Annotated in this window: 21 protein-coding genes; 15 read left to right on the forward strand and 6 right to left on the reverse strand. The window is 57.5% G+C overall.

Annotated features, from left to right (window positions below; genetic code table 11):
• Positions 1 to 64 precede the first annotated feature (64 nt).
• From ASQ50_RS17305 to mmsB, 5 genes are read left to right on the forward strand one after another with little or no spacing between them, the layout of a single operon-like run.
• On the forward strand, positions 65 to 1,558 hold the full coding sequence (locus ASQ50_RS17305) for a CoA-acylating methylmalonate-semialdehyde dehydrogenase (RefSeq protein WP_058091661.1): 1,494 nt from the start codon (positions 65 to 67) through the stop codon (positions 1,556 to 1,558).
• A gap of 15 nt (positions 1,559 to 1,573) precedes the next feature.
• Positions 1,574 to 2,740, forward strand: a complete 1,167-nt coding sequence (locus ASQ50_RS17310; protein ID WP_058091660.1) for an acyl-CoA dehydrogenase family protein — start codon at positions 1,574 to 1,576, stop codon at positions 2,738 to 2,740.
• Positions 2,741 to 2,769: 29 nt separating this feature from the next.
• The gene (locus ASQ50_RS17315; RefSeq protein ID WP_058091659.1) at positions 2,770 to 3,549 is read left to right on the forward strand and encodes an enoyl-CoA hydratase; all 780 of its coding nucleotides are present in this window, start codon (positions 2,770 to 2,772) and stop codon (positions 3,547 to 3,549) included.
• A gap of 14 nt (positions 3,550 to 3,563) precedes the next feature.
• Positions 3,564 to 4,649: an enoyl-CoA hydratase/isomerase family protein gene (locus ASQ50_RS17320; protein WP_058091658.1), complete on the forward strand. Its 1,086-nt coding sequence runs from the start codon at positions 3,564 to 3,566 to the stop codon at positions 4,647 to 4,649.
• A 42-nt stretch (positions 4,650 to 4,691) separates the two neighbouring features.
• On the forward strand, positions 4,692 to 5,579 hold the full coding sequence (mmsB, locus tag ASQ50_RS17325) for a 3-hydroxyisobutyrate dehydrogenase (protein WP_058091657.1): 888 nt from the start codon (positions 4,692 to 4,694) through the stop codon (positions 5,577 to 5,579).
• Between the two features lie 38 nt (positions 5,580 to 5,617).
• Here the strand turns inward: mmsB and ASQ50_RS17330 are convergent, their stop codons facing one another.
• The 4 genes from ASQ50_RS17330 to ASQ50_RS17345 all read right to left on the reverse strand — a co-directional run bounded on the left by ASQ50_RS17330 (position 5,618) and on the right by ASQ50_RS17345 (position 8,054).
• Entirely contained in the window at positions 5,618 to 6,352 is a 735-nt protein-coding gene (locus ASQ50_RS17330) for an acyltransferase family protein (protein WP_058091656.1), read from the reverse strand.
• A 7-nt stretch (positions 6,353 to 6,359) separates the two neighbouring features.
• Positions 6,360 to 7,064 carry an SGNH/GDSL hydrolase family protein gene (locus tag ASQ50_RS17335; protein ID WP_058091655.1) on the reverse strand — a complete coding sequence of 235 codons (705 nt, stop codon included), beginning with the start codon at positions 7,062 to 7,064 and terminating at the stop codon, positions 6,360 to 6,362.
• A gap of 454 nt (positions 7,065 to 7,518) precedes the next feature.
• Positions 7,519 to 7,815: a type II toxin-antitoxin system RelE/ParE family toxin gene (locus ASQ50_RS17340; protein WP_058091654.1), complete on the reverse strand. Its 297-nt coding sequence runs from the start codon at positions 7,813 to 7,815 to the stop codon at positions 7,519 to 7,521.
• Entirely contained in the window at positions 7,815 to 8,054 is a 240-nt protein-coding gene (locus ASQ50_RS17345; protein WP_058091653.1) for a type II toxin-antitoxin system ParD family antitoxin, read from the reverse strand. The genes ASQ50_RS17340 and ASQ50_RS17345 overlap by 1 nt, the downstream gene beginning before the upstream one ends.
• A gap of 113 nt (positions 8,055 to 8,167) precedes the next feature.
• On the opposite strand from ASQ50_RS17345, the gene ASQ50_RS17350 reads away from it, so the two are divergent.
• Positions 8,168 to 8,842 (forward strand): hypothetical protein, encoded by a 675-nt coding sequence (locus tag ASQ50_RS17350; protein ID WP_058091652.1) that lies wholly within the window; start codon positions 8,168 to 8,170, stop codon positions 8,840 to 8,842.
• A gap of 459 nt (positions 8,843 to 9,301) precedes the next feature.
• Here the strand turns inward: ASQ50_RS17350 and ASQ50_RS17355 are convergent, their stop codons facing one another.
• Entirely contained in the window at positions 9,302 to 10,057 is a 756-nt protein-coding gene (locus ASQ50_RS17355; RefSeq protein WP_058091651.1) for an SDR family oxidoreductase, read from the reverse strand.
• A gap of 136 nt (positions 10,058 to 10,193) precedes the next feature.
• Between ASQ50_RS17355 and ASQ50_RS17360 the strand changes: the two genes are divergently transcribed.
• Positions 10,194 to 11,108, forward strand: coding sequence for a LysR family transcriptional regulator (locus tag ASQ50_RS17360; protein WP_058091650.1), 915 nt, complete (start codon positions 10,194 to 10,196; stop codon positions 11,106 to 11,108).
• A 161-nt stretch (positions 11,109 to 11,269) separates the two neighbouring features.
• Here the strand turns inward: ASQ50_RS17360 and ASQ50_RS17365 are convergent, their stop codons facing one another.
• Positions 11,270 to 12,571, reverse strand: a complete 1,302-nt coding sequence (locus ASQ50_RS17365; protein ID WP_068351333.1) for an IS1380 family transposase — start codon at positions 12,569 to 12,571, stop codon at positions 11,270 to 11,272.
• 101 nt (positions 12,572 to 12,672) lie between these two features.
• Here ASQ50_RS17365 and ASQ50_RS17370 point away from each other — a divergent pair, with 101 nt between their 5' ends.
• From ASQ50_RS17370 to ASQ50_RS17405, 8 genes are all read left to right on the forward strand, one after another.
• Positions 12,673 to 13,257 (forward strand): DJ-1/PfpI family protein, encoded by a 585-nt coding sequence (locus ASQ50_RS17370; protein WP_058092362.1) that lies wholly within the window; start codon positions 12,673 to 12,675, stop codon positions 13,255 to 13,257.
• Positions 13,258 to 13,461: 204 nt separating this feature from the next.
• Positions 13,462 to 15,111: an AMP-binding protein gene (locus ASQ50_RS17375; RefSeq protein ID WP_058092361.1), complete on the forward strand. Its 1,650-nt coding sequence runs from the start codon at positions 13,462 to 13,464 to the stop codon at positions 15,109 to 15,111.
• Positions 15,108 to 15,524: a PaaI family thioesterase gene (locus ASQ50_RS17380; RefSeq protein ID WP_058092360.1), complete on the forward strand. Its 417-nt coding sequence runs from the start codon at positions 15,108 to 15,110 to the stop codon at positions 15,522 to 15,524. The genes ASQ50_RS17375 and ASQ50_RS17380 overlap by 4 nt, the downstream gene beginning before the upstream one ends.
• 88 nt (positions 15,525 to 15,612) lie before the next feature.
• Positions 15,613 to 16,416: an ABC transporter ATP-binding protein gene (locus tag ASQ50_RS17385; protein WP_058092359.1), complete on the forward strand. Its 804-nt coding sequence runs from the start codon at positions 15,613 to 15,615 to the stop codon at positions 16,414 to 16,416.
• A complete protein-coding gene (locus ASQ50_RS17390; RefSeq protein ID WP_058092358.1) occupies positions 16,413 to 17,135 on the forward strand; it encodes an ABC transporter ATP-binding protein in 723 nt (240 codons plus the stop codon). The genes ASQ50_RS17385 and ASQ50_RS17390 overlap by 4 nt, the downstream gene beginning before the upstream one ends.
• A gap of 70 nt (positions 17,136 to 17,205) precedes the next feature.
• A complete protein-coding gene (locus ASQ50_RS17395) occupies positions 17,206 to 18,417 on the forward strand; it encodes an ABC transporter substrate-binding protein (protein ID WP_058092357.1) in 1,212 nt (403 codons plus the stop codon).
• A 107-nt stretch (positions 18,418 to 18,524) separates the two neighbouring features.
• Entirely contained in the window at positions 18,525 to 19,412 is an 888-nt protein-coding gene (locus tag ASQ50_RS17400; protein WP_058092356.1) for a branched-chain amino acid ABC transporter permease, read from the forward strand.
• Between the two features lie 2 nt (positions 19,413 to 19,414).
• Positions 19,415 to 20,410 (forward strand): branched-chain amino acid ABC transporter permease, encoded by a 996-nt coding sequence (locus tag ASQ50_RS17405; RefSeq protein WP_058092355.1) that lies wholly within the window; start codon positions 19,415 to 19,417, stop codon positions 20,408 to 20,410.
• Positions 20,411 to 20,430: the final 20 nt, after the last annotated feature.

Genomic DNA, 20,430 nt, shown 5'->3' on the forward strand with positions numbered 1-20,430 from the left:
CATATCGTGCCGCTTCCAGATGGGAAACGGCGTGCCCGCATAACAACAAACAGGGATTATCAGCATGAAGAAGATACCTCAGTACATCGCCGGTGAGTTTGCCCAGAGCCAGACCGAAAACTGGATCGACGTCACCAACCCTGCCACTAACGAAGTGATCGCCCAGGTGCCCTGTGCCACCGAAGCCGAAATGCGCCAAGCCATCGATAACGCCGGGGAAGTGTTCAAAAGCTGGAAAGAGACTCCGGTCTCCGAACGTGCCAGGGTGATGCTGCGTTACCAGGCGCTGCTAAAAGAACATCACGACGAGATTGCCGAAATCCTGTCCCAGGAAACCGGAAAGACCTTTGATGACGCCAAGGGCGATGTCTGGCGCGGTATTGAAGTGGTGGAGCACGCCGCTAATGTAGCCTCCATGATGATGGGGGAGACCGTTGAAAACGTCGCTCGCGAAGTCGACACCCACTCCTGGATTCAGCCCCTGGGCGTGTGCGCGGGCATTACCCCGTTTAACTTCCCGGCGATGATCCCTCTGTGGATGTTCCCCATGGCCATCGCCTGCGGTAACACCTTTATTCTGAAGCCCTCCGAGCAAGACCCGATGACCCCCATGCGCCTGGCCGAACTGTTCGAACAGGCTGGCGCTCCCAAGGGTGTGTTGCAGGTGGTGCATGGTGCTAAAGAACAAGTGGATACCCTGCTCACCGACCCGGCCATCAAAGCCATCTCCTTCGTCGGCTCGGTGCCGGTAGGGCGCTACATTTATGAAACCGGCACCAGCCACATGAAGCGGGTACAGAGCTTTGCCGGCGCCAAGAATCACATGGTGATCATGCCGGATGCCGACAAACAGCAGGTAATCAACGCCCTGGTGGGCGCCTCCGTAGGTGCGGCCGGTCAGCGTTGCATGGCCATTTCCGTCGCGGTATTCGTGGGCGCGGCGCAGGAGTGGATTCCGGAACTGAAAGAGGCCATGGCTAAAGTTCGCCCCGGCGCCTGGAACGATTCTGGTGCCAGTTATGGCCCGGTGATCAGCCCCAAGGCCAAGGAGCGCATTGAACAACTGATTGCCACCGGCGAAAAACAGGGTGCGCAACTCCTGCTGGACGGTCGGAACTGCACCGTGGATGGCCTGCCCGACGGCAACTGGGTTGGGCCAACCCTGTTCGGCAACGTGACTCCGGAGATGGATATCTATAAGGAGGAAATCTTCGGGCCGGTTCTGACCTGCATGAACGCCAACGACCTGGGCGAAGCCATCGCACTGATCAACAACAGCCCCTACGGTAACGGTACCTCTATCTTCACCAACCACGGTGGCGCCGCGCGCCGGTTCCAGCATGAGATTGATGTGGGCCAAGTGGGTATCAACGTGCCCATCCCGGTGCCCCTGCCGTTCTTCTCGTTCACCGGTTGGAAAGGTTCTTTCTACGGCGATCAGCACGCCTATGGCAAGCAGGCGGTTCGCTTCTACACGGAAACCAAAACGGTCACCTCGCGCTGGTTTAACAGCGAAGCCACCTCATCCGAGGCGAACTTCTCAATTCAGCTTCGCTAACGGAGGAGCCGGGTAATGGACTTCAACCTGACCGAAGACCAGCTGGCCTTCCGGGATGCCGCCCGTGCCTTCGCCGAGAAATCCATGGCGCCGCACGCGGCCCAATGGGATGCCGAACACATCTTCCCGGTGGAAGTGATGAAGCAGGCCGGCGAGATGGGCTTTATGGGCATGTACACGCCTGAAGCCCTGGGCGGTATGGGGCTGTCTCGCCTGGATACCTCGGTGATCGTGGAAGAGCTGGCCATGGCTTGCCCCTCCACCGCCGCGTTTATCACCATCCACAACATGGCCACCTGGATGGTGGCCAGTTTTGCCTCGGATGATCTGAAGCAGGCGTTTGTGCCCAAACTGGCCAGCGGCGAATGGCTGGCCAGCTACTGCCTGACCGAACCTGGGGCCGGCTCCGATGCCGCCAGCCTGCGTACCCGCGCGGTGCGAGACGGCGACAGCTACGTGATCAACGGCAGCAAGATGTTTATCTCCGGCGCCGGTGCCACCGATACTCTGGTGTTGATGGCCCGAACCGGAGATGCCGACAGCGGCGCCAAGGGTATCTCGACTTTCGTGATTCCGGCCGATGCCGAAGGCATTTCCTACGGCAAGAACGAAGAGAAAATGGGCTGGCACAGCCAGCCAACCCGTATGGTCACCCTGGAAGATGTGCGCATTCCCGCCAGTAACCGGGTGGGTGAGGAAGGCGACGGCTTTGCCATTGCCATGAAGGGGCTGGACGGTGGCCGCCTGAACATTGCCACCTGTTCCCTGGGTGGTGCTCAGGCGGCCTTGTTGCGGGCCCGCAATTACATGCATGAGCGCCAGCAGTTCGGCAAGCCGTTAGCGGCGTTCCAGGCCTTGCAGTTCAAGCTGGCGGATATGGCTACCAACCTGGTAGCGGCCCGGCAAATGGTACGTTTGGGGGCCTTCAAGCTGGACAGCGCAGACCCGGAAGCCACCCTGCATTGCGCCATGGCCAAACGCTTCGCCACCGACGCCTGTTTTGACGTGGCCAACGAGGCCCTGCAGCTGCACGGCGGCTATGGTTATATCCGTGAGTATCCGCTCGAGCGCTACCTGCGGGATTTGCGGGTGCACCAGATCCTGGAAGGCACCAACGAAATCATGCGCCTGATTATCGCCCGCCGGCTGCTGGAGGATGGCGTGGTAGAAGCCATCCAGTAACCGGCCAGAGACAAAACAAGGAACCGATCATGAGTGACCTGATTCAACTTGAGAAACGCGACCACATTGCCATCCTGACCATCGCCAACCCGCCGGCCAACACCTGGACGGCGGATTCCCTGGCGGCACTGGCGAAACTGGTGGAAGAACTCAACCAGGACCGCAACATCTTTGCCCTGGTCGTCACCGGCCAGGGCGAAAAGTTCTTCTCCGCCGGGGCGGACCTGAAAACCTTCGCCGACGGGGATCTTGCCCGGGCCAACGACATGGCCCAGCGTTTTGGCGAAGCCTTCGCCGCGCTTACTGCTTTCCGGGGCGTGTCTATCGCCGCCATCAACGGCTACGCCATGGGCGGTGGCCTGGAGTGTGCGTTGTCCTGCGATATCCGCATCGCAGAGGAGCACGCCCAGATGGCCCTGCCGGAAGCCAGCGTTGGCCTGTTGCCGTGCGCTGGCGGCACCCAGAACCTGCCCTGGCTGGTGGGTGAAGGCTGGGCCAAGCGCATGATCCTGTGCGGCGAGCGCGTAGATGCCCAGAAAGCCCTGCAGATTGGTTTGGTGGAAGAAGTCGTGCCCTCCGGTGAGGCGCTGGCAGCCGCCCTGAAACTGGCCGAAGGCGCCTGCAAGCAAAGCCCGTCGTCCATTGCCCGCTGCAAGCAACTGGTGATGAGTGCCCGGGACGGTCGCAGCCATAGCGACGGCTGGCGGATGGAGCGGGAACTGTTCGTAGAACTGTTCCACACCGAAGACCAGAAAGAAGGCGTGAATGCCTTCCTCGAGAAGCGCAAACCAGCCTGGAAGAACCAATAACCGTCGAGACTGCTATGAGTGAGCAACCCATTATTTTTGAAGAGTGGACAACCAGGGGTGATGAGCTGATTGCCGTTGCGCGGCTGAACACACCGCGCAACCTCAACTCGTTGTCTATGGAGATGATCCGCCTGCTCAAACCCCAACTGACCCGCTGGGCAGAAGACGAAAGGGTGTGCGCGGTCTGGCTGGAGGCCGAGGGCGACAAGGCCTTCTGCGCTGGTGGCGACATCGTGTCTCTGTACCGCAGCATGACCGAGCCGGGAAAACTCGGCGAGGGCGACCAGTTCTTTACCGAAGAATACGAGCTGGACTACCAGATTCACACCTTCCCGAAACCGATCATTTGCTGGGGCCACGGCATTGTGATGGGCGGCGGCATCGGCCTGATGGTGGGCGCTTCCCACCGGGTGGTTACCGAGCATTCCAAGCTGGCCATGCCGGAAGTGAGCATCGGCCTGTACCCGGACATCGGCGCCGGCTGGTTCCTCAATCGCATGCCCGGCCGAACTGGCCTGTTCCTGGGCCTGACCGGCGCTCGGATGAACGCGGCTGATGCCTTGTTCACCGGCATGGCGGACCGGTTCGTGAAGCAGGAACTGAAAGCGCAGGTGGTCGACACCCTGGTTGCGGCCGACTGGCAAGGTGCCGATAGCCATGCGGTGGTCAGTCAGGTACTGCGCAGATACGAGCAGCAAAGCCAGGACGCGGTACCGGAATCTCCGGTGCAGCAGCATTACGACGAGATCCAGCAAGCCACCGATGCCGATTCCCTGGAACAGGTGGTTAGTCGCCTGCAGGAATTCGGCAGCCGCAACGACTGGCTGGGCAAATCTGTGAAAGGCCTGGCCTCAGCCAGCCCGACGTCGCTGGCGCTGCATTGGCAGCATTACCACCGTAGCCGTTTGCACAGTCTGGCCCAGGTATTGGACAACGAACTGGTCATGGCGAAGCAGTGCCTCAGAAAAGGCGAGTTCGCCGAGGGCATCCGCGCCCTGCTGATTGATAAAGACATGCAACCCCGCTGGCGCTACGCCGCGCTGGGGGAAATCGACAACAGCTGGGTAGACGAGTTTTTCAGCCAGGAAGCTGGGGGCTAACCACTGCCCCTTGGCTTCACGACAACAACAAGGAGAAGCAACATGGCGAAGATTACCTTTATCGGCCTGGGCAACATGGGCGCGCCCATGGCCTCTAACCTGCTCAAGGCCGGGCATGATGTGACCGTATTCGACCTGTCACAGCCCGCCGTTGAGGCGCTGGTGGCCGAAGGTGCCAGCACCGCGGATTCCGGAAAGGCCGCGGCCGAGGGTGCAGAATGCATCATTACCATGCTGCCGGCCGGCAAACATGTGGAAGCGGTGTACCTGGGCGAGGACGGCCTGCTCTCAGCCTTGCCCGAAGGCACCCTGGTGATCGATTCCTCCACCATTGCCCCGGAGACTGCCCGCGCCGTTGCGGAAGCCGCTGCAGCGCGGCGCCTGGCGTTCATCGATGCTCCGGTGTCTGGCGGCGTAGGCGGCGCCAAAGCCGGCACGCTCACCTTCATCTGCGGAGGGGAAGAAGACACCTTCAACCGCGCCAAACCCATCCTGGAAGGCATGGGCAAGAATATCTTCCACGCCGGCCCTCACGGTGCCGGGCAGGTGGCTAAAATCTGCAACAATATGATGCTGGCCATCCTCATGGCGGGCACCAGCGAGGCCCTGGCATTGGGCGCCAAGAACGGCCTGGACCCTGCGGTGCTGTCGGAAATCATGAAGCAGAGCTCTGGTGGCAATTGGGCGCTGAACGTGTACAACCCCTGGCCGGGTGTGATGGAGGGCGTGCCGGCATCGCGAGAGTACCAGGGTGGCTTCCTGGTGAACCTGATGACCAAAGATTTGGGCCTCGCGTTTGATAACGCGGTGAAGAACCAGGCGTCTATCCCCATGGGCTCACTGGCCCGCAACCTGTTCCAGCTGCATGCGGGGCAGGGTAATGGTGAGCTGGATTTTTCCAGTATCCTCCGGCTCTACAAGGCGGACTGAGCGGTTCAGCTGTCCAAGGCGGCGCTGTAAAGATCCGGTTACCGTCCTGGCTGGGGATGCACCCGCAACAGCCAGGACGCAGCCGCAACTCCGACCAGACCAAGCAGGGCGCCCGGCAGTGCACCGAGTGCCAGGCTGACAACCAACCCGGCCATCAGCGAGAAGCCTCCGGCCAGGATGATTCGGGGCCTGGAGGATGTCACAACGCCTTGCTTGCGTCGCATTTCAAAAGCCACCACCAGCCCAACCACTGCCCCCAGGCCCCAGCGCCTGTCGGCTTCCACGCTCAGGGGCAACAGTGCCTGCACGGCCAGCAGCATGATCAGAAACCATAAATGTATGGTGAGCGACTGGTTAAATGGCCCCAACACCCGGCCGCCGGTGTAGAGTGAAAGCAGGGCAATCAGGGTAATAGCGGCAAGATACGTTACCGTAGGCCGCGCCAGAGCCAGCGCTCTCCCTGCCCACCAATGCATCTGCCGGTGCCCCTGAGCCATCCGGTGCGCCACACCATCGGCACTGACGGTGGCAGATACAAACACGAACAGCGGCACCACCTGCACAAACCAGGTGATAAACCCAGAAGGCTCCCAGATCTTTAACAGGTGTTCTGTTTGAATGTCCAGGCCACCATCAAACCGGGGCAGGGTGGCTATCCAGTGCCCGAATACCACCACCAGCAAGGCGCCGGCACGCAGGGCGTCCAGGTACAGATCCCGCTCGGAACGTGACTTGGTGTGTTTATCGGATGACGGCGCGGATTGTGTTGCCATGAAACTCCTAAGGAAGGGCTGCCAGGGCTTGCGCGATGTAACGGTAACCTTTCTCCCCGGGGTGATAGCCATCACTGGCCAGCAATTCCGGGTCTGAAATGACAGGGTAGTGAACGTAAGAGAACCGCTCTGGCATCTCGCTGGCAAGTGTCTTGTACAGGTGATCCAGCAGCCGCGCCCGCCACCCGATAACGTGCCGCAACGGCGCGGGCAGGGCGGTAAACAGGTGCATGGGCGGAACACTCAAAAGCATCAGCGGTGCAGGGTAACGGGCACCGAGCAACTGTCGCAGCTCCAGCAGTTGTTGGCGAAACTTGTACCTGGGCGTAAAGCCGGTGGTGTCGTTCACCCCCATGCTCAGGACAACCAGGTCTGCTTCTGGCAGGTCCGCCTTCGCGAGCTGCTTGTTCAAGGCTCCCAGGCGAATACCGTTCACCCCAAAGGTATGCCAGGCAATGGCCTGGCCGGTACGTTCATGGATCTGCTTCGCCAACTGGCTGGCCAGCCCCTGCTCGTGGTTATCAACACCCACGCCGGCGGCGGTGGATTCTCCGATCACCAGAACGCGCCTGGCGGGCTCGCCCTCGCCATACTGCCCACACGTAGAGCCAGAGGCTTCCGGTAATCGGGGCGTGGTACGCCGGGTGCGTTTCCCCTGGTACAGCAATACCGGAAACAGCAGGGCTGTTGTCAGCCAGAATGGAAGATGCATTGTAAGGATCTCAGGCTTGATCAATCTGTGTTTGGCAATGGATAACCTGGCCAGACTAGCACGAAACCGAACCTGCTGATTACCCTCCCCAAAGTGGCGGCCACTGCCCGTGATCCTTGATGTACTGCTCAATGGATTTGCTGCGGTAACCGCTGCTGTAGCGCCTCTTAACGCTGGGGGGTACGTAAGTCAGGTTGGCCTCGGGTACGGGGATGGTGCGAACCAGCTTACCCAGCCTCGCCGATGTTTTCCTCTGGCCGGTTCCAGGTGCCGTCAAAGCAAATGGCGATGCGCTTCATGGTAATGACCACCTGTCATGCCCACACCTTGCTGACATACACCAGAGCCAAAACTCCGGCAGGCAAGTACCGCCTGGCTGTTGTGAATGAGTAACTCAGATAATTAAAGCCGATAGGTGAGGCGTGCGCCAGCGAACCCTGGCGGGCGTTATGCCCTAAAGGAGATGCCCATCTGGCAACATGCGTTTGTGTAGAATACGGATAATCTCAACGACACTGTCGGTCGCTACCCGATAGAATATGATGTGACTTCCTTGGGGATACTGTAGGTAGTCCGCGCGGATCCCATCGCAGGTTTGCCCCAGATTCGGGTTTTCGCCCAGTAGTTGGAAGCACTGGTCAAACTGGAGAATGTAGTGGTTTCGTTTATCTCGGCCCCATTTACGCTCCGTGTACAGTGCAATAGATTTGAGATCAGCTTTGGCCTTCCTGGAAAGCTTGAAATTCAGCATTAGCGCTCTTCGTTGTCCAGTTCGCGAATGAAAGAGTCATAAGAGTAGTCTTCAAAGCCACTATCTTCGCCTTCCTTAAGAAGTTTGCGGAGCGTAGTCAGGCGGGTTTCGGACTCTTCAAGCAGGCGCAATCCTGCACGAACAACTTCGCTGGTTGAGCTGTATCGGCCAGTTTTGAGTTGTTCCGCAATGAACGCATCAAAATGTTGGCCTAGAGTGATGCTGGTGTTCTTTTGCATGATGCTATCTCGCTAGTACCAATAATTGGTATATTTTGGTTCAGGTGGCATAACAAATCAATCCACGCGACAAGCGCTCGATTGCGGGCGTTAGGCATGCAAGGTGACGCTTCTTGGATAGTAAACTTCTGAGCTTAGTTCAACGGTTGCAGGTCCCTGACCGACCAAAGACAAACAGCGGCTACGCTGGTCCGCGAGTTGCGGTGATTCACGGCTTCATGGCCCGACGACTGATGCAGCGCAACCTGCTGCGTTACCTCAGAAGCAACGGGTTGTCAGACGTGACAATGTACGGCCACCTGCACTCGGTTGATGCGATATCAGATGACTTGCAAGCATCACGTCGCGAGGGGCGGAAGCTAGTGATTCTCGGGTATAGTCAGGGCGGGTTCCACGCGGTCAAGGTTGCACGCGAGCTTGAGTGGCGCGGTGTGGAGGTTGCCCTGCTCGTCAGCATCGCCGCAGGAGGGCTGGGGCGAGTATTCCCAGGACGGTGGGGGTTCGATCCTCGTAACGTACCGACAAATGTTGATGTGTGCCTTAATTTCTTCTCGCAGGGAGACTTGCTCGGGTGCGACCAAAGTCACCAAATGAACGAGGCTTTCGGGAGCAGTGCAACGCAACGGGTCGAAAACCACATGTTCCATGCGCACGAGGGCGTAAGTCATATTGATCTGGTCAGGTGTTATCCAGAAGAAAGGATCAAACCTGCGGTGCGAACCCAGGTTCTTGAAAGGATTATGGCGGAAATTAGCGGGCTCAAAACGCCCGGCGTCCAACACATATAAGCCTTTTTCGGAATACGCCATCCAATGCCAGGCCCAGGGCATAACCAGCGACCGCATGGCGACCGATTTAACGCCGCTTGGCCGCTACAAGCCAGTAGCGTCATGCTGATATGGATTTGCGCTGGATAAGAACTGCAACGGTAACGGGCAGCAAATAGGTCAGCAAGAAGATGGGCAACTCCTCCAGAAACGTATAACCGGCTTGTGTTATCCCTACCTATACATTCCAACTCGTGACCATGAGCCAGATGATCGCGAAAATGCCGGTGGGTATCCAGCTACTGCTTGCTGGACGATGGAGTAGTTTGGTCAGCCCTTGTATGACAGCCCAAAGAATGATGCCTCCAGCGATAACCAATAGTGTTCTCATGCTTGCCTCCAATCACTCCGGGTACGGACCATTCGGATAAAAACGTCGCCTCCGGTAAATACTACCGGAGGCGATCAGGGCCAGGCTTATTATCGGGTAGTGTAGCCGCCATTGGCGAAGAGGGTTTGACCGTTTATCCACCAGCCTTCTGTTGCCAGGAATTTCACAATGGGAACGATATCCTCAATCATCGTGAGTTGGTTACCCATAGCCTGTGACTTGTGGTAAGCCACGCGCTCCGGGGTTTCCTGGCCATAGAAGAACGGTGTGTCCATCGGGCCGGGGCCAACATTGTTGACCGATATCCCCCGCCCGGAAAGCTCTTTTGCTGCGGCGCGCGTGAAGTGTTCAACGGGCGCTTTGCCACCGGCGTAGGTTGAGTAGCCATCAGTGAATGCGGCCAACAACGACGTCAAGATGGTGATGAGCTTGCCGTTGTCGTTGAGGTGCAGGCCAGCTTCTTTGATAAAGAAATACGCAGACTTGGCATTAATGGCCATCATCTGGTCGAACTCTGCTTCCGTCGTTTCAATGATGGGTTTGCGCAGCACTTTCCCAACGGTGTTAACCGCTACGTCAATGCCACCGAAGTGGTCCTTCGCCTGTTGGAAAAGCGCCGCTACATTGGCGGCTTTGGTGAGGTCGCTCTGGATCGCAATTGCGTTGCGGCCCAAAGCTTTGATGGCATCTACTGTTGCGTCTGCATCTTTTTCAGTGGCATCGCTGTTGTAGTGCACGACGATGTCCATTCCACTTGCAGCGAACTCCCGGCTGACAAGGCCGCCGAGGTTCTTGGCGCCGCCAGCAACAAGAGCCACTTTCCCATTAAGATCGATCTTTGCCATGGTTTCTCTCCTGCGGTTAGTGAGAGGGCTCGGTCCTGTTTGGAATGCCGATTACCCTGGATTCAGACTATGCAATTGATCGAAAAGCAGGAAGGGTGTTAATTTGCATTAATTAATTGCATCGAGCGCAATAAGTATGGGTGGTGTCGAGCACGTATTTGTTCGGGTGGTGGAATCAGGCAGTTTCAAAAAGGCTGCAGAATCCCTGAACCTTGAGCCTTCCTCTGTCAGCCGGCAGATTGCTGCCCTGGAAGATCGCCTTCAGGTCAGGTTGCTGCGTCGCTCCACGCAACGGACCACAACGACGGAGCTTGGGCAGCGCTATTATGAGCGCCTGCGCGTGATCATTGACGATCAACTAGCACTGGAAGAGGAAATCAGAAGCGGCGTGTCTCTTCTCACCGGTAAATTGCGTATCACTGCGCCGGTGGATTTTGGTACCAGATTTGTGGTTCCCGTCGCTTGCCGACTGCAGGAGCTGGCGCCGGATTTGTCGGTAGAAATGTCACTGGGCAGCCCCTTTGAGAGCCTGCTTGAGAGCGATCTTGATGTGGCAGTGCGAATCGGCGACCTGCCCGATTCCAGCCTGATCGCAAAACATCTGGGCCACAATAAACGAGTGCTGGTGGCAAGCCCTGAGTATCTGGATAAACACGGCACGCCCACATCCCTGGAACAACTGGAGCAGCACAATTTCATTCTGTACTCGTCCAGTCAGGCAAGAAGTGATATTGAATTTGCCGATGGCAGTCGCTATTCGCATTTGAAGATAAAAAGCAACATGACAGTCAACAGTGTCGCTGCAATCCGCAGACTGGTGCTGGAGGGCAATGGCATACACCTTGGCCCCTTGTGGGTATTCGCGGAAGATATTGAAAGCGGCAGGCTGGTTCGTTTGATGCCAGACAGACCTCTGCGAAGTTTTCCGGTGCATGCAGTTTATCCAGCACGCTCCTATCTGCCGGTTAAGGTGAGGGAGTTTATAAGACTGTTGTCTGAAGAACTGAATTCCGCCGTTTATAACAGCCGCTTTGTATTTTTGGAGAACTAACCCGGATTTCTCATAGGTCCCCGGCAAGTCTCGCAGACTGTGCAGGTTACCGCCATTACCGCTCATTTGCGGCCGAGATTGACTAATAACCGATCAATTTCTGTTGTCCGGACACACGACCCCCTTTCCCCCATTGCATCGGGCCGGGGGAGCCCGGGCTTCTATCCCGGAACCAGTTGACGTACCAGGTCAGAGAGTTCGTCTTTGTAAGGATAGGCATCGCTCATCAACACCCGTATGCGCCGAGTGTTGCGAATGATGACCGCGCCCACCTTGATCAGTTTCAGCCGCAGGTTACTGGCGCTCATTCTCTCGAAGGGCGTCTTCTTCAAGTGGGCCCGTAATCGCTCGAACAACGTGTAGGCAAAGCCCGATAGGAGCAACCGCCACTGATTGGTCCACCACCGCGTGCTGGAGGTGCGATCTGCGAACAGACACAACTGCTGATCCTTGATCCGGTTTTCCATATCGCCACGGGCGCAGTACTGCTCGTAGTAGAGCTTGAGGCCGTCGTCATAGCGGGAACTGATCACGAAGCGAGGGTTCGAGCCAAACTCACCTTCTTCCAGGCGAGCCACCACCCAGCGAGGGTATTTCCAGGTGTGGGCCTGGTACTGGAACCGGTAGGTGGCAGAGACTTTTTCTCCCAACTCCCCGTGAGCCCTGCGAACCAGCATCGAGGGCACGTCCACCTCCTTGAGCAGCCGGCTGTTTTTGCTGATGCCCACAAGGTAATCCACGTTATTCCGGTCGCACCAGCTCAGCAATCGGGGGCGATAGAAGCCGCTGTCACCCCGGAACACGATGCGGGTATCCGGCCAGTACTGCCGGATGAACTTCACCAGCAGGGCCAGAATGGCCCAGCTGTGGCGGCTGTCGCTTCGATTGCTGGTGCGCAGGTAGCTCACCAACAGGTGACGGCCGCAGAACACGTACAGCGGGAAGTAACAATGGTGATCGTAGTAGGCGTTAAAGAACTTGCCGGGCTGGTCGCCATGCACTGGAATGTCAGTGCCATCAAAATCCAGCACAATTTCCTTGGGTGGAGTCTCGTGCTGTTCAATGAAGTGATGCCACAGCAGTTCGTGGGCGTTGATCACCGCCTGCCGGTCCACGCGCTGTTCCATCCGGCACAAGGTCGATTTGCCCGCCAGAATGGCATCTTCACCGGTTGCGGTCTGAAGTGCCTGATCAGCGCGTAGCGCCTCGTGATCGTTGAGGTCTTCGTACCCGGCAGCCACGCCAAAGACCCGCTGCCGGACCATGGTTTGAAGCTTGTGGCGAACCAGCACGGGATTACGGGCATCGTCCAGCACCGTAGCCAGGCGCTGAGTGAGCTGGTGTTGTTTGTCGACTTCGCGAAGCAGGAGCAATCCGGCATCGGAGGTGATGTGGCCACCGGAGAAATCGGCTTCAATTTGGCGGCGAGAGAGTGGCGAGAAGGTCAGTTTTTCAGGTACCATTTCGGATAGCGGCTGTTGGTGCTTAGTGAACGGTGTAAGGTCCTGAAATTATACCGCTTTCAGCCGCTTTCTTTTATCCCCTCGTGAGAAATCCGGGCTAAGTGAATATCGGCATTTATATCTACCCTGACGCTGAAGTTCTGGATTTTTCCGGACCATTCGAGGTTTTCTCAACAGCGTCGCGCCTGTGTGAGGCGGAAGCGCCGTTTTCTGTGTATTTGATTGCTGAGAACAGCGAAGCTGTGCCGGCCCGCGGTGGCTACAGAGTCCTCCCAGATTATTCAATCAAAGATCACCCGCCGCTGGATGTCCTGATTATTTCTGGCGGTGTTCATACCTCAGAAATGAAAAATAAGACGGTGGCCAACTGGATTGAGCGCCAAGCTGAGTCTGTCGAGCTTATGGCTACCGTTTGTACCGGCGTCTTTCTATTGGCCAATGCCGTTCAGTCCTTGTCATGCAAGGTGACGACGCACTGGGAAGACATTCCGGAGCTCAGAAGATTGTTCGGTCAACTCGATGTGCTTGAGGGTGTCCGGTGGGTTGATGAGGGAGGAATCGTAAGTTCTGGTGGTATATCCGCTGGTATTGATATGAGCCTGCATCTGGTGAGTAGATTGCACAGTGATGAATTGGCGGAGAAGACAGCGCGTCAAATGGAGTTCACATGGACGAAAAACGTATAACGCAAACCATAGTCTCAGCAATGTGTGCCTGGTGGTAATGCGGTTAGTGCCTGAGATCGCCCCTTCTAACCCTCCCAAATAATGACCGCTTCCGATGTTATGCGGCTCTCTTTTAGCCAAAAGTTTACCTTTACGTAAAGTGAAGGCTGTGCTACACCTGATTGAAGTTTGTACAACCAACAACGACAACAAACGGAGTGTACGATGAGCCTTCCGCAATACAATGACGTGTATAACCAGTTTGATGCGGCCGCACTGGAAGCGGAGATCCTGGACGGACGCCTGGAGAGTGGCCTGAACGTATGCCACGAAATTTGTGACCGATGGGCCGTTGACCCACAAAAGGTTGCGCTCTACTACGAAAAAATCGGCGGTGGCGACGGCACCCTGACCTTCGCTGAGCTCAAAGCCGCGTCTGCACGTTTCGCCAACTACCTGAAGTCTCATGGAGTCACCAAGGGTGACCGGGTAGCCGGACTTTTGCCCAGGGGGCCGGAGCTGTTGATTGTGATTGCCGGAACCCTGCGCCTGGGCGCCGTGTACCAGCCGCTGTTTACCGCCTTCGGTTCCGGCGCTATCGAGTATCGTCTGGAGAAGGCGAGCACCCGGCTGGTGGTGACCGATCCAGATAACTACCCCAAGCTGGAAGAAGTCAAAAATTGCCCGCCGGTACTGTGCCTGAACGCGGCGGCCACCGGTGCGGATGTGCGCGATTTCGATGCGGTGTTGGCGGAGCAGTCAGACCAGTGCGAGCCGGTAATGATCACCGGCAACGATCCGTTCCTGCAGATGTTTACCTCTGGTACCGTTGGCAAAGCCAAAGGTGTAGCCGTGCCCGCCAAAGCGTTGCTGGCGTTCTACGTTTACATGAAATACGCCATCGACCTGCGCGATGATGACGTATTCTGGAACGTGGCTGATCCCGGTTGGGCCTATGGCCTCTATTACGCAGTCACCGGCCCGCTGCTGATGGGCCACGCCACCCATTTCAATCCCAACCCGTTCACCCCGGAATCCACCTACGAGATGATCCGCAAGTACCGGATCACCAACCTGGCAGCGGCGCCGACTGCCTATCGTCTGCTCAAGGCGAACGATCAGGTTCTGCCGGAAGGGGAGAATCTTGGCCTGAGGGTGTGCAGCAGCGCCGGCGAGCCCCTGAATCCGGAGGTGGTGAACTGGATTGATCGTCGTCACTTCTGCCCGGTGAAGGATCATTATGGCCAGACCGAAACCGGCATGACCTGTTGCAACTTCCACGGCCTGGACCACCCGATTCGCCAGGGCTCCATGGGTTTCTCATCGCCAGGCCACAGAGTAGTGGCGTTGAACGAAAAAAATGAAGAGGTGGGAGAGGGCGAAATCGGCCAGTTGGCAGTGGATCTCAAGGCGTCGCCGCTGTTCCATTTTGATGGCTACACCTGGGGCGAGAAAGACCCGTTCGTGAACGGCTACTACCTGACCGGAGATATGGTGATCTGCCATGGTGATGGCAGTTTCTCCTTCAGCGGCCGTGACGACGACATTATCACCACAGCAGGTTACCGCGTGGGGCCAGCGGATGTGGAAAGCACGCTGCTGGAGCACGCGGCGGTGGCCGAATCCGGTGTGGTGGCCAAGCCGGACGAAAAGCGTGGCTCGATCATCAAGGCTTATGTGGTGATCAAATCCGGTAAGGAGCCGGCTGACGACGCTGTGCTCAAAGAAGAGCTTCAGGAACTGGTTCGCCACCGCTTGTCGACCCATGCTTACCCGCGGGAAATCGAGTTTGTGGACGAGTTGCCGAAAACACCCAGCGGCAAGATCCAACGCTTTGTGTTGCGCAACCGGGCCAAAGAGGAAGTCGCCGTATGAAGATTACCTTTGAGGAGCTGCGTTATTTCCTTGAAGAGCAGTTTCCGCAGGGGGCCTCATACGGCACCCTGCAGGAGCTCGGAGATGGCTGGGCAGAAATGAAGCTGGAGGTAGACGAAGAACACCTGCGCCCCGGGGGAACCGTGTCTGGTCCCGCCATGATGGGGCTGGCCGATGTGGCCATGTATGCCGCGTTGCTCAGCAAGATTGGCCTGGTGCCTTTGGCCGTTACCACCAACCTGAATATCAATTTCCTCAGGAAGCCGGCGGCGCATGCGCCTATCTGGGCCAGGGCGACCATTCTCAAGGTGGGGCGAACCATCGGTGTGGGCGAAGTGTTTGTGTATTCCGAGGGCTCGGAAGAGCCCGTTGCGCACTCCACCATGACCTATTCCATACCGCCGGAAAAATAACCAAGTTTATTCTTGACGTTTACGTATACGTCAATCTAATCTGTGGGTTGATTGTTAAATACAACAATAACAAAAGGTGAAGTGGCTCATGAGTGAACAGTTCGTTCTCGAGACCCGTAACCTGGTCAAGGAATTCAAAGGGTTTGTAGCGGTTGATAACGTCAACCTGCAGGTCCGTCAGGGTGATATCCATGCACTGATCGGGCCCAATGGCGCGGGCAAGACCACGGTCTTTAACCTGCTGACCAAATTCCTGAGCCCGACCAGAGGCCAGATCCTCTACCACGGTGAAGACATCACCTCCCTGAAGTCTGCGGCCATTGCCCGTAAGGGTATCGTCCGCTCGTTCCAGATCTCAGCGGTGTTTCCCCATATGACGGCGCTGGAGAATATCCGCATTGCGCTGCAAACCGCAGAGGGCACGTCTTTCAGCTTCTGGAAATCCGGTGCCTCCCTGAACCGGCTGAACCAGCGCTGCATGGAATTGCTGGATTCCGTCGGCCTTATCGAGTTTGCCAACACCACCACCGTAGAACTGGCCTATGGCCGCAAGCGTGCGCTGGAACTGGCCACCACCCTGGCGATGGAGCCCAAGCTGCTGTTGCTGGACGAACCAACCCAGGGCATGGGATCGGAAGACGTAGACCGGGTAGTAGAGTTGGTTCGCAAGGCCGCCGCTGGCCGCACCGTCTTGATGGTGGAGCACAACCTGAGTGTGGTCAGCAAATTGTGCGACCGCATTACGGTGCTGGCTCAGGGTGCTGTGCTGACGGAAGGCGATTATCAAGCTGTCTCTGCAGACCCGAGAGTCCGTGAAGTGTACATGGGCAGCGATGGCAGCGGAGAACGCGGTGGCAAGAGTCCCGCCGAGCAGGCGGAGGCAGCACAATGAGACAGAATCCCCAGAAAGACTACGAACAGTTGCGTGTGTCTGGCCTGCACGCCTTTTACGGCGAATCTCACATTCTCCATGGCGTTGACCTGGTGGTTAAGCGTGGCGAGCTGGTCACCCTGCTTGGCCGCAACGGCGCCGGCCGCAGCACCACCCTTAAGGCCATTATGAATATGGTGGGCCGCCGGACTGGTTCCATCATGATCAACGGCGAAGAAACCATGCAGTGCGCGCCGCACCATATTGCGAGGTTGGGAGTGGGGTATTGCCCCGAACACCGGGGCATTTTTTCCTCTCTCAACGTCCAGGAAAACCTCACCTTGCCGCCGGTGGTGCGCAGTGGCGGTATGAGCCTGGAAGACATCTACAACATGTTCCCAAACTTGTATGAACGTCGGTTCAGCCAGGGCACCAAGCTGTCCGGTGGCGAGCAGCAGATGCTGGCGATGGCCCGCATCCTGCGCACCGGCGCCAACATGCTCCTGCTGGATGAGATCACGGAAGGGCTTGCGCCCGTGATCGTAGAGAAGTTGGGCGAGGTGCTGATGGCGCTCAAAGAGAAAGGCCTGACCATCATACTGGTTGAACAGAATTTCCACTTTGCAGCCCCGCTGGCTGACCGGCATTACGTGGTTGAGCATGGGCAGATTGTGGAAGAAATCCACGCCGATGAACTGAGTGCCAAACAATCGGTGCTGGACGGCTATTTGGGGGTCTGAACTCCGGATAGAGCGAAAGTAATAAAACCAACAACACTAACCAACGCAAGACAGTAGCGGAGATACAACAATGACAATGACCAAAAAGCTTCTGACCTCAGCCGTTGCATCAGCTCTGATGGTAAGTGGCGCACAGGCCGCCATTTCTGACAACACGGTCAAGATTGGCTATCTGGCCGACATGTCTGGCACCTATCGTGACCTGGCAGGCCCGAACGGCCTTAAGGCTCTTGAAATGGCGGTCAAGGATTTTGGTGGCACTGTGAACGGTGCCAAGATCGAAGTCGTCAGTGCCGATGACCGTAACAATCCGGACGCTTCTTCCAGCACCGTTCGCCGCTGGGTGGAAAACGACAAGGTGGATATGGTCGCGGGCATGGTGGCTTCGTCTGTCACCATCGCGGTCAGCAAGATCCTTGAGGAGAATGACCGGCTGGGTATTGTCTCCGGCTCTGCCGCTTCCAGCATCACCAACGAACATTGTACCGCTAACCACATCCACTATGTGTATGACACCTATCCGCTGGCCAACGGCACCGCCAGTGCGGTGGTTAAAGAGGGCGGCAAGAGCTGGTACCTGATGACCGCAGACTACGCCTTCGGCCACGCCCTGGAAGCAGACGTTACCCGCGTGGTGGAGGCCAACGGGGGTGAGATCGTCGGCTCTGTGCGCCATCCGTTCCCGACCCAGGATTTCTCCTCCTTCGTGCTGCAGGCCCAGGCTTCAGGTGTCGATGTCGTTGGCCTGGCCAACGCCGGTTCCGACACCACCAACGCCATCACCACCGCCAGTGAATTCGGTGTTACCCAGGCGGGCCAAACCCTGGCAGCCTTGCTGCTGTTCCTGACCGACGTGCACGCGCTGGGTGTCGACACAGCCCAGGGTATCCAGCTCACCACCGGCTGGTACTGGGACATGAACGATGCCACCCGGGAGTGGTCAGACCGCTTCATGAAAGAAACCGGTGTGCGCCCCACCATGGTGCATGCGGGTATCTATTCCAGCACCCTGCATTACCTGAATGCCGTGGCCGCGGCAGGGTCGGACGATGCCCAAACCGTTCGCAAGCAGATGATGGACACACCCATCAACGACATGTTCGCCACCAACGGTCGTATCCGTGCCGACGGCCGGATGGTGCACGACATGTATCTGGCCGAGGTGAAAACACCGGCGGAATCCAACAACGAATGGGATCTGTACAAGATCCTGCGGACCATTCCGGCCGACGAAGCCTACCGCCCACTCTCTGAGAGCAAGTGCAAACTGGTGACTAACTGAGGCTGAGCAAAGCTGAGGCACGCCCTGCAAAGGGCAGGGCGTGCCCGGCGTGTCACTGAGCCGACAAGCTCAATACCAATGTACGTGTTGCTTGTGGAGTTAAACCCATGACCATGATTTTCGGCGTCCCTCTTGCTGTGCTCTCCGGTCAGCTTTTGATCGGGTTCATCAATGGCGCCTTCTATGCCCTGTTAAGCCTGGGCCTTGCCATCATCTTCGGCTTGCTGAAGATCATCAACTTCGCCCACGGTGCCATGTATATGCTGGGTGCCCTGTTGACGGTGGTTATGTTCAACACCCTGGGCGTCAACTATTGGGTCGCCCTGTTTATGGCACCGCTATTGGTCGGCGTGTTCGGGGTGCTGATTGAATACTTCCTGCTCCGGCGAATTGCCGGGCAAGATCACATTTACAGCCTGCTGCTCACCTTCGGGGTGGCGCTGATTATTCAGGGCGTGCTCACCAATATCTACGGTGTGTCTGGCCTGCGCTATGCCATGCCCGATATGTTCAAGGGCGGCATTAAACTGGACTTTATGTTCCTGCCTTATTACCGGGCCTGGGTGATTGTGGTGGCGCTGCTAGTGTGTTTCGGCACCTGGTTCATGATTGAAAAAACCAAACTTGGGGCCTACTTGCGCGCCGGCACGGAGGATTCCCAACTCATGCAGGGCTTTGGCATCAACGTGCCCTTGCTGGTCAGCCTCACTTACGGCTTTGGTGTGGCGCTGGCGGCTTTTGCCGGTGTGCTTGCCGCACCCATCTACTCAGTCACGCCTGGCATGGGCGCCAATACGCTGATCGTGGTGTTTGCTGTCGTAGTGATTGGCGGTATGGGCTCCATTGGCGGGGCGATTATCACCGGCATTCTGATGGGCGTGATTGAAGGCCTCACCAAAACCTTCTATCCACCCGCATCGTCTGCAGTCATTTTCCTGGTCATGGTGGTGGTGTTGATGTTCCGACCCTCCGGCCTGTTCGGTAAGGAAGCATAATCATGAGCCAATCCTTTAATCCCGCCGACGTGCGAAAGGCGATCATCGACCAGCAAAAGGCCCAGGATCGCCGGAAAATGCTCCTCAACGGCGTACTGCTGCTCTTGCTGCTGGCGGCGCCATTCGCGATGTATCCGGTCTTCCTGATGAAGATCCTGTGCTTCGCACTCTTTGCGGTGGCCTTTAACCTGCTGTTCGGTTTTACCGGGCTGTTGTCCTTTGGCCATGCCGCGTTTCTCGCCACCGGCGGCTATACCACCGGTTACCTGCTCAGCAACTACTCAGGCCTGACCACAGAAATGGGTATCATTGCAGGCACCCTGGTCGCAACGGCCCTGGGCCTGGCGTTCGCCTTGTTGTCCATTCGCCGGCAAGGCATCTACTTTGCCATGGTCACCCTGGCCCTGGCTCAATTGGTCTACTTCTTCTTCGTTCAGTCGGAATTCACCGGCGGCGAAGACGGCATGCACGGCATTCCCCGGGGCCACCTGTTCGGGCTGATTGACCTGTCGGAAAACCTGAACATGTACTACTTCGTGCTGGCCGTGTTCATCGGTTGCTACCTGCTGGTCCAGCGCATTGTCAGCAGCCCCTATGGACAGGTGCTCAAGGCCATCAAGCAGAACGAACCCCGCGCGGTGTCACTCGGCTACAACGTGGACCGCTACAAAGTACTGGCGTTCGTGATCTCAGCGGCGCTGGCAGGTCTGGCTGGTTCCATGAAATCGGTGGTATTCCAGCTGGCGTCACTCAACGACGCCCATTGGCATATGTCCGGCGAGGTCATCCTGATGACACTGGTCGGCGGCATGGGCACCTTGCTTGGCCCGGTGGTCGGCGCCACCTTTGTGGTCAACATCGAATACCAGTTGTCCCAGGGGCCACTGCGGGATTGGGTAGACCCGATTCTCGGTGGCATCTTCGTGCTCACCGTACTGGCGTTCCGCAGCGGCATCGTCGGCGAAATCCAGAAATTCCTGCGCAAAAACCTGGGGTGAGTGCGATTGGACCGGCTGTT

Source organism: Marinobacter sp. LQ44 (genome assembly GCF_001447155.2).
In the GTDB taxonomy this organism is placed as follows: Bacteria; Pseudomonadota; Gammaproteobacteria; order Pseudomonadales; family Oleiphilaceae; genus Marinobacter.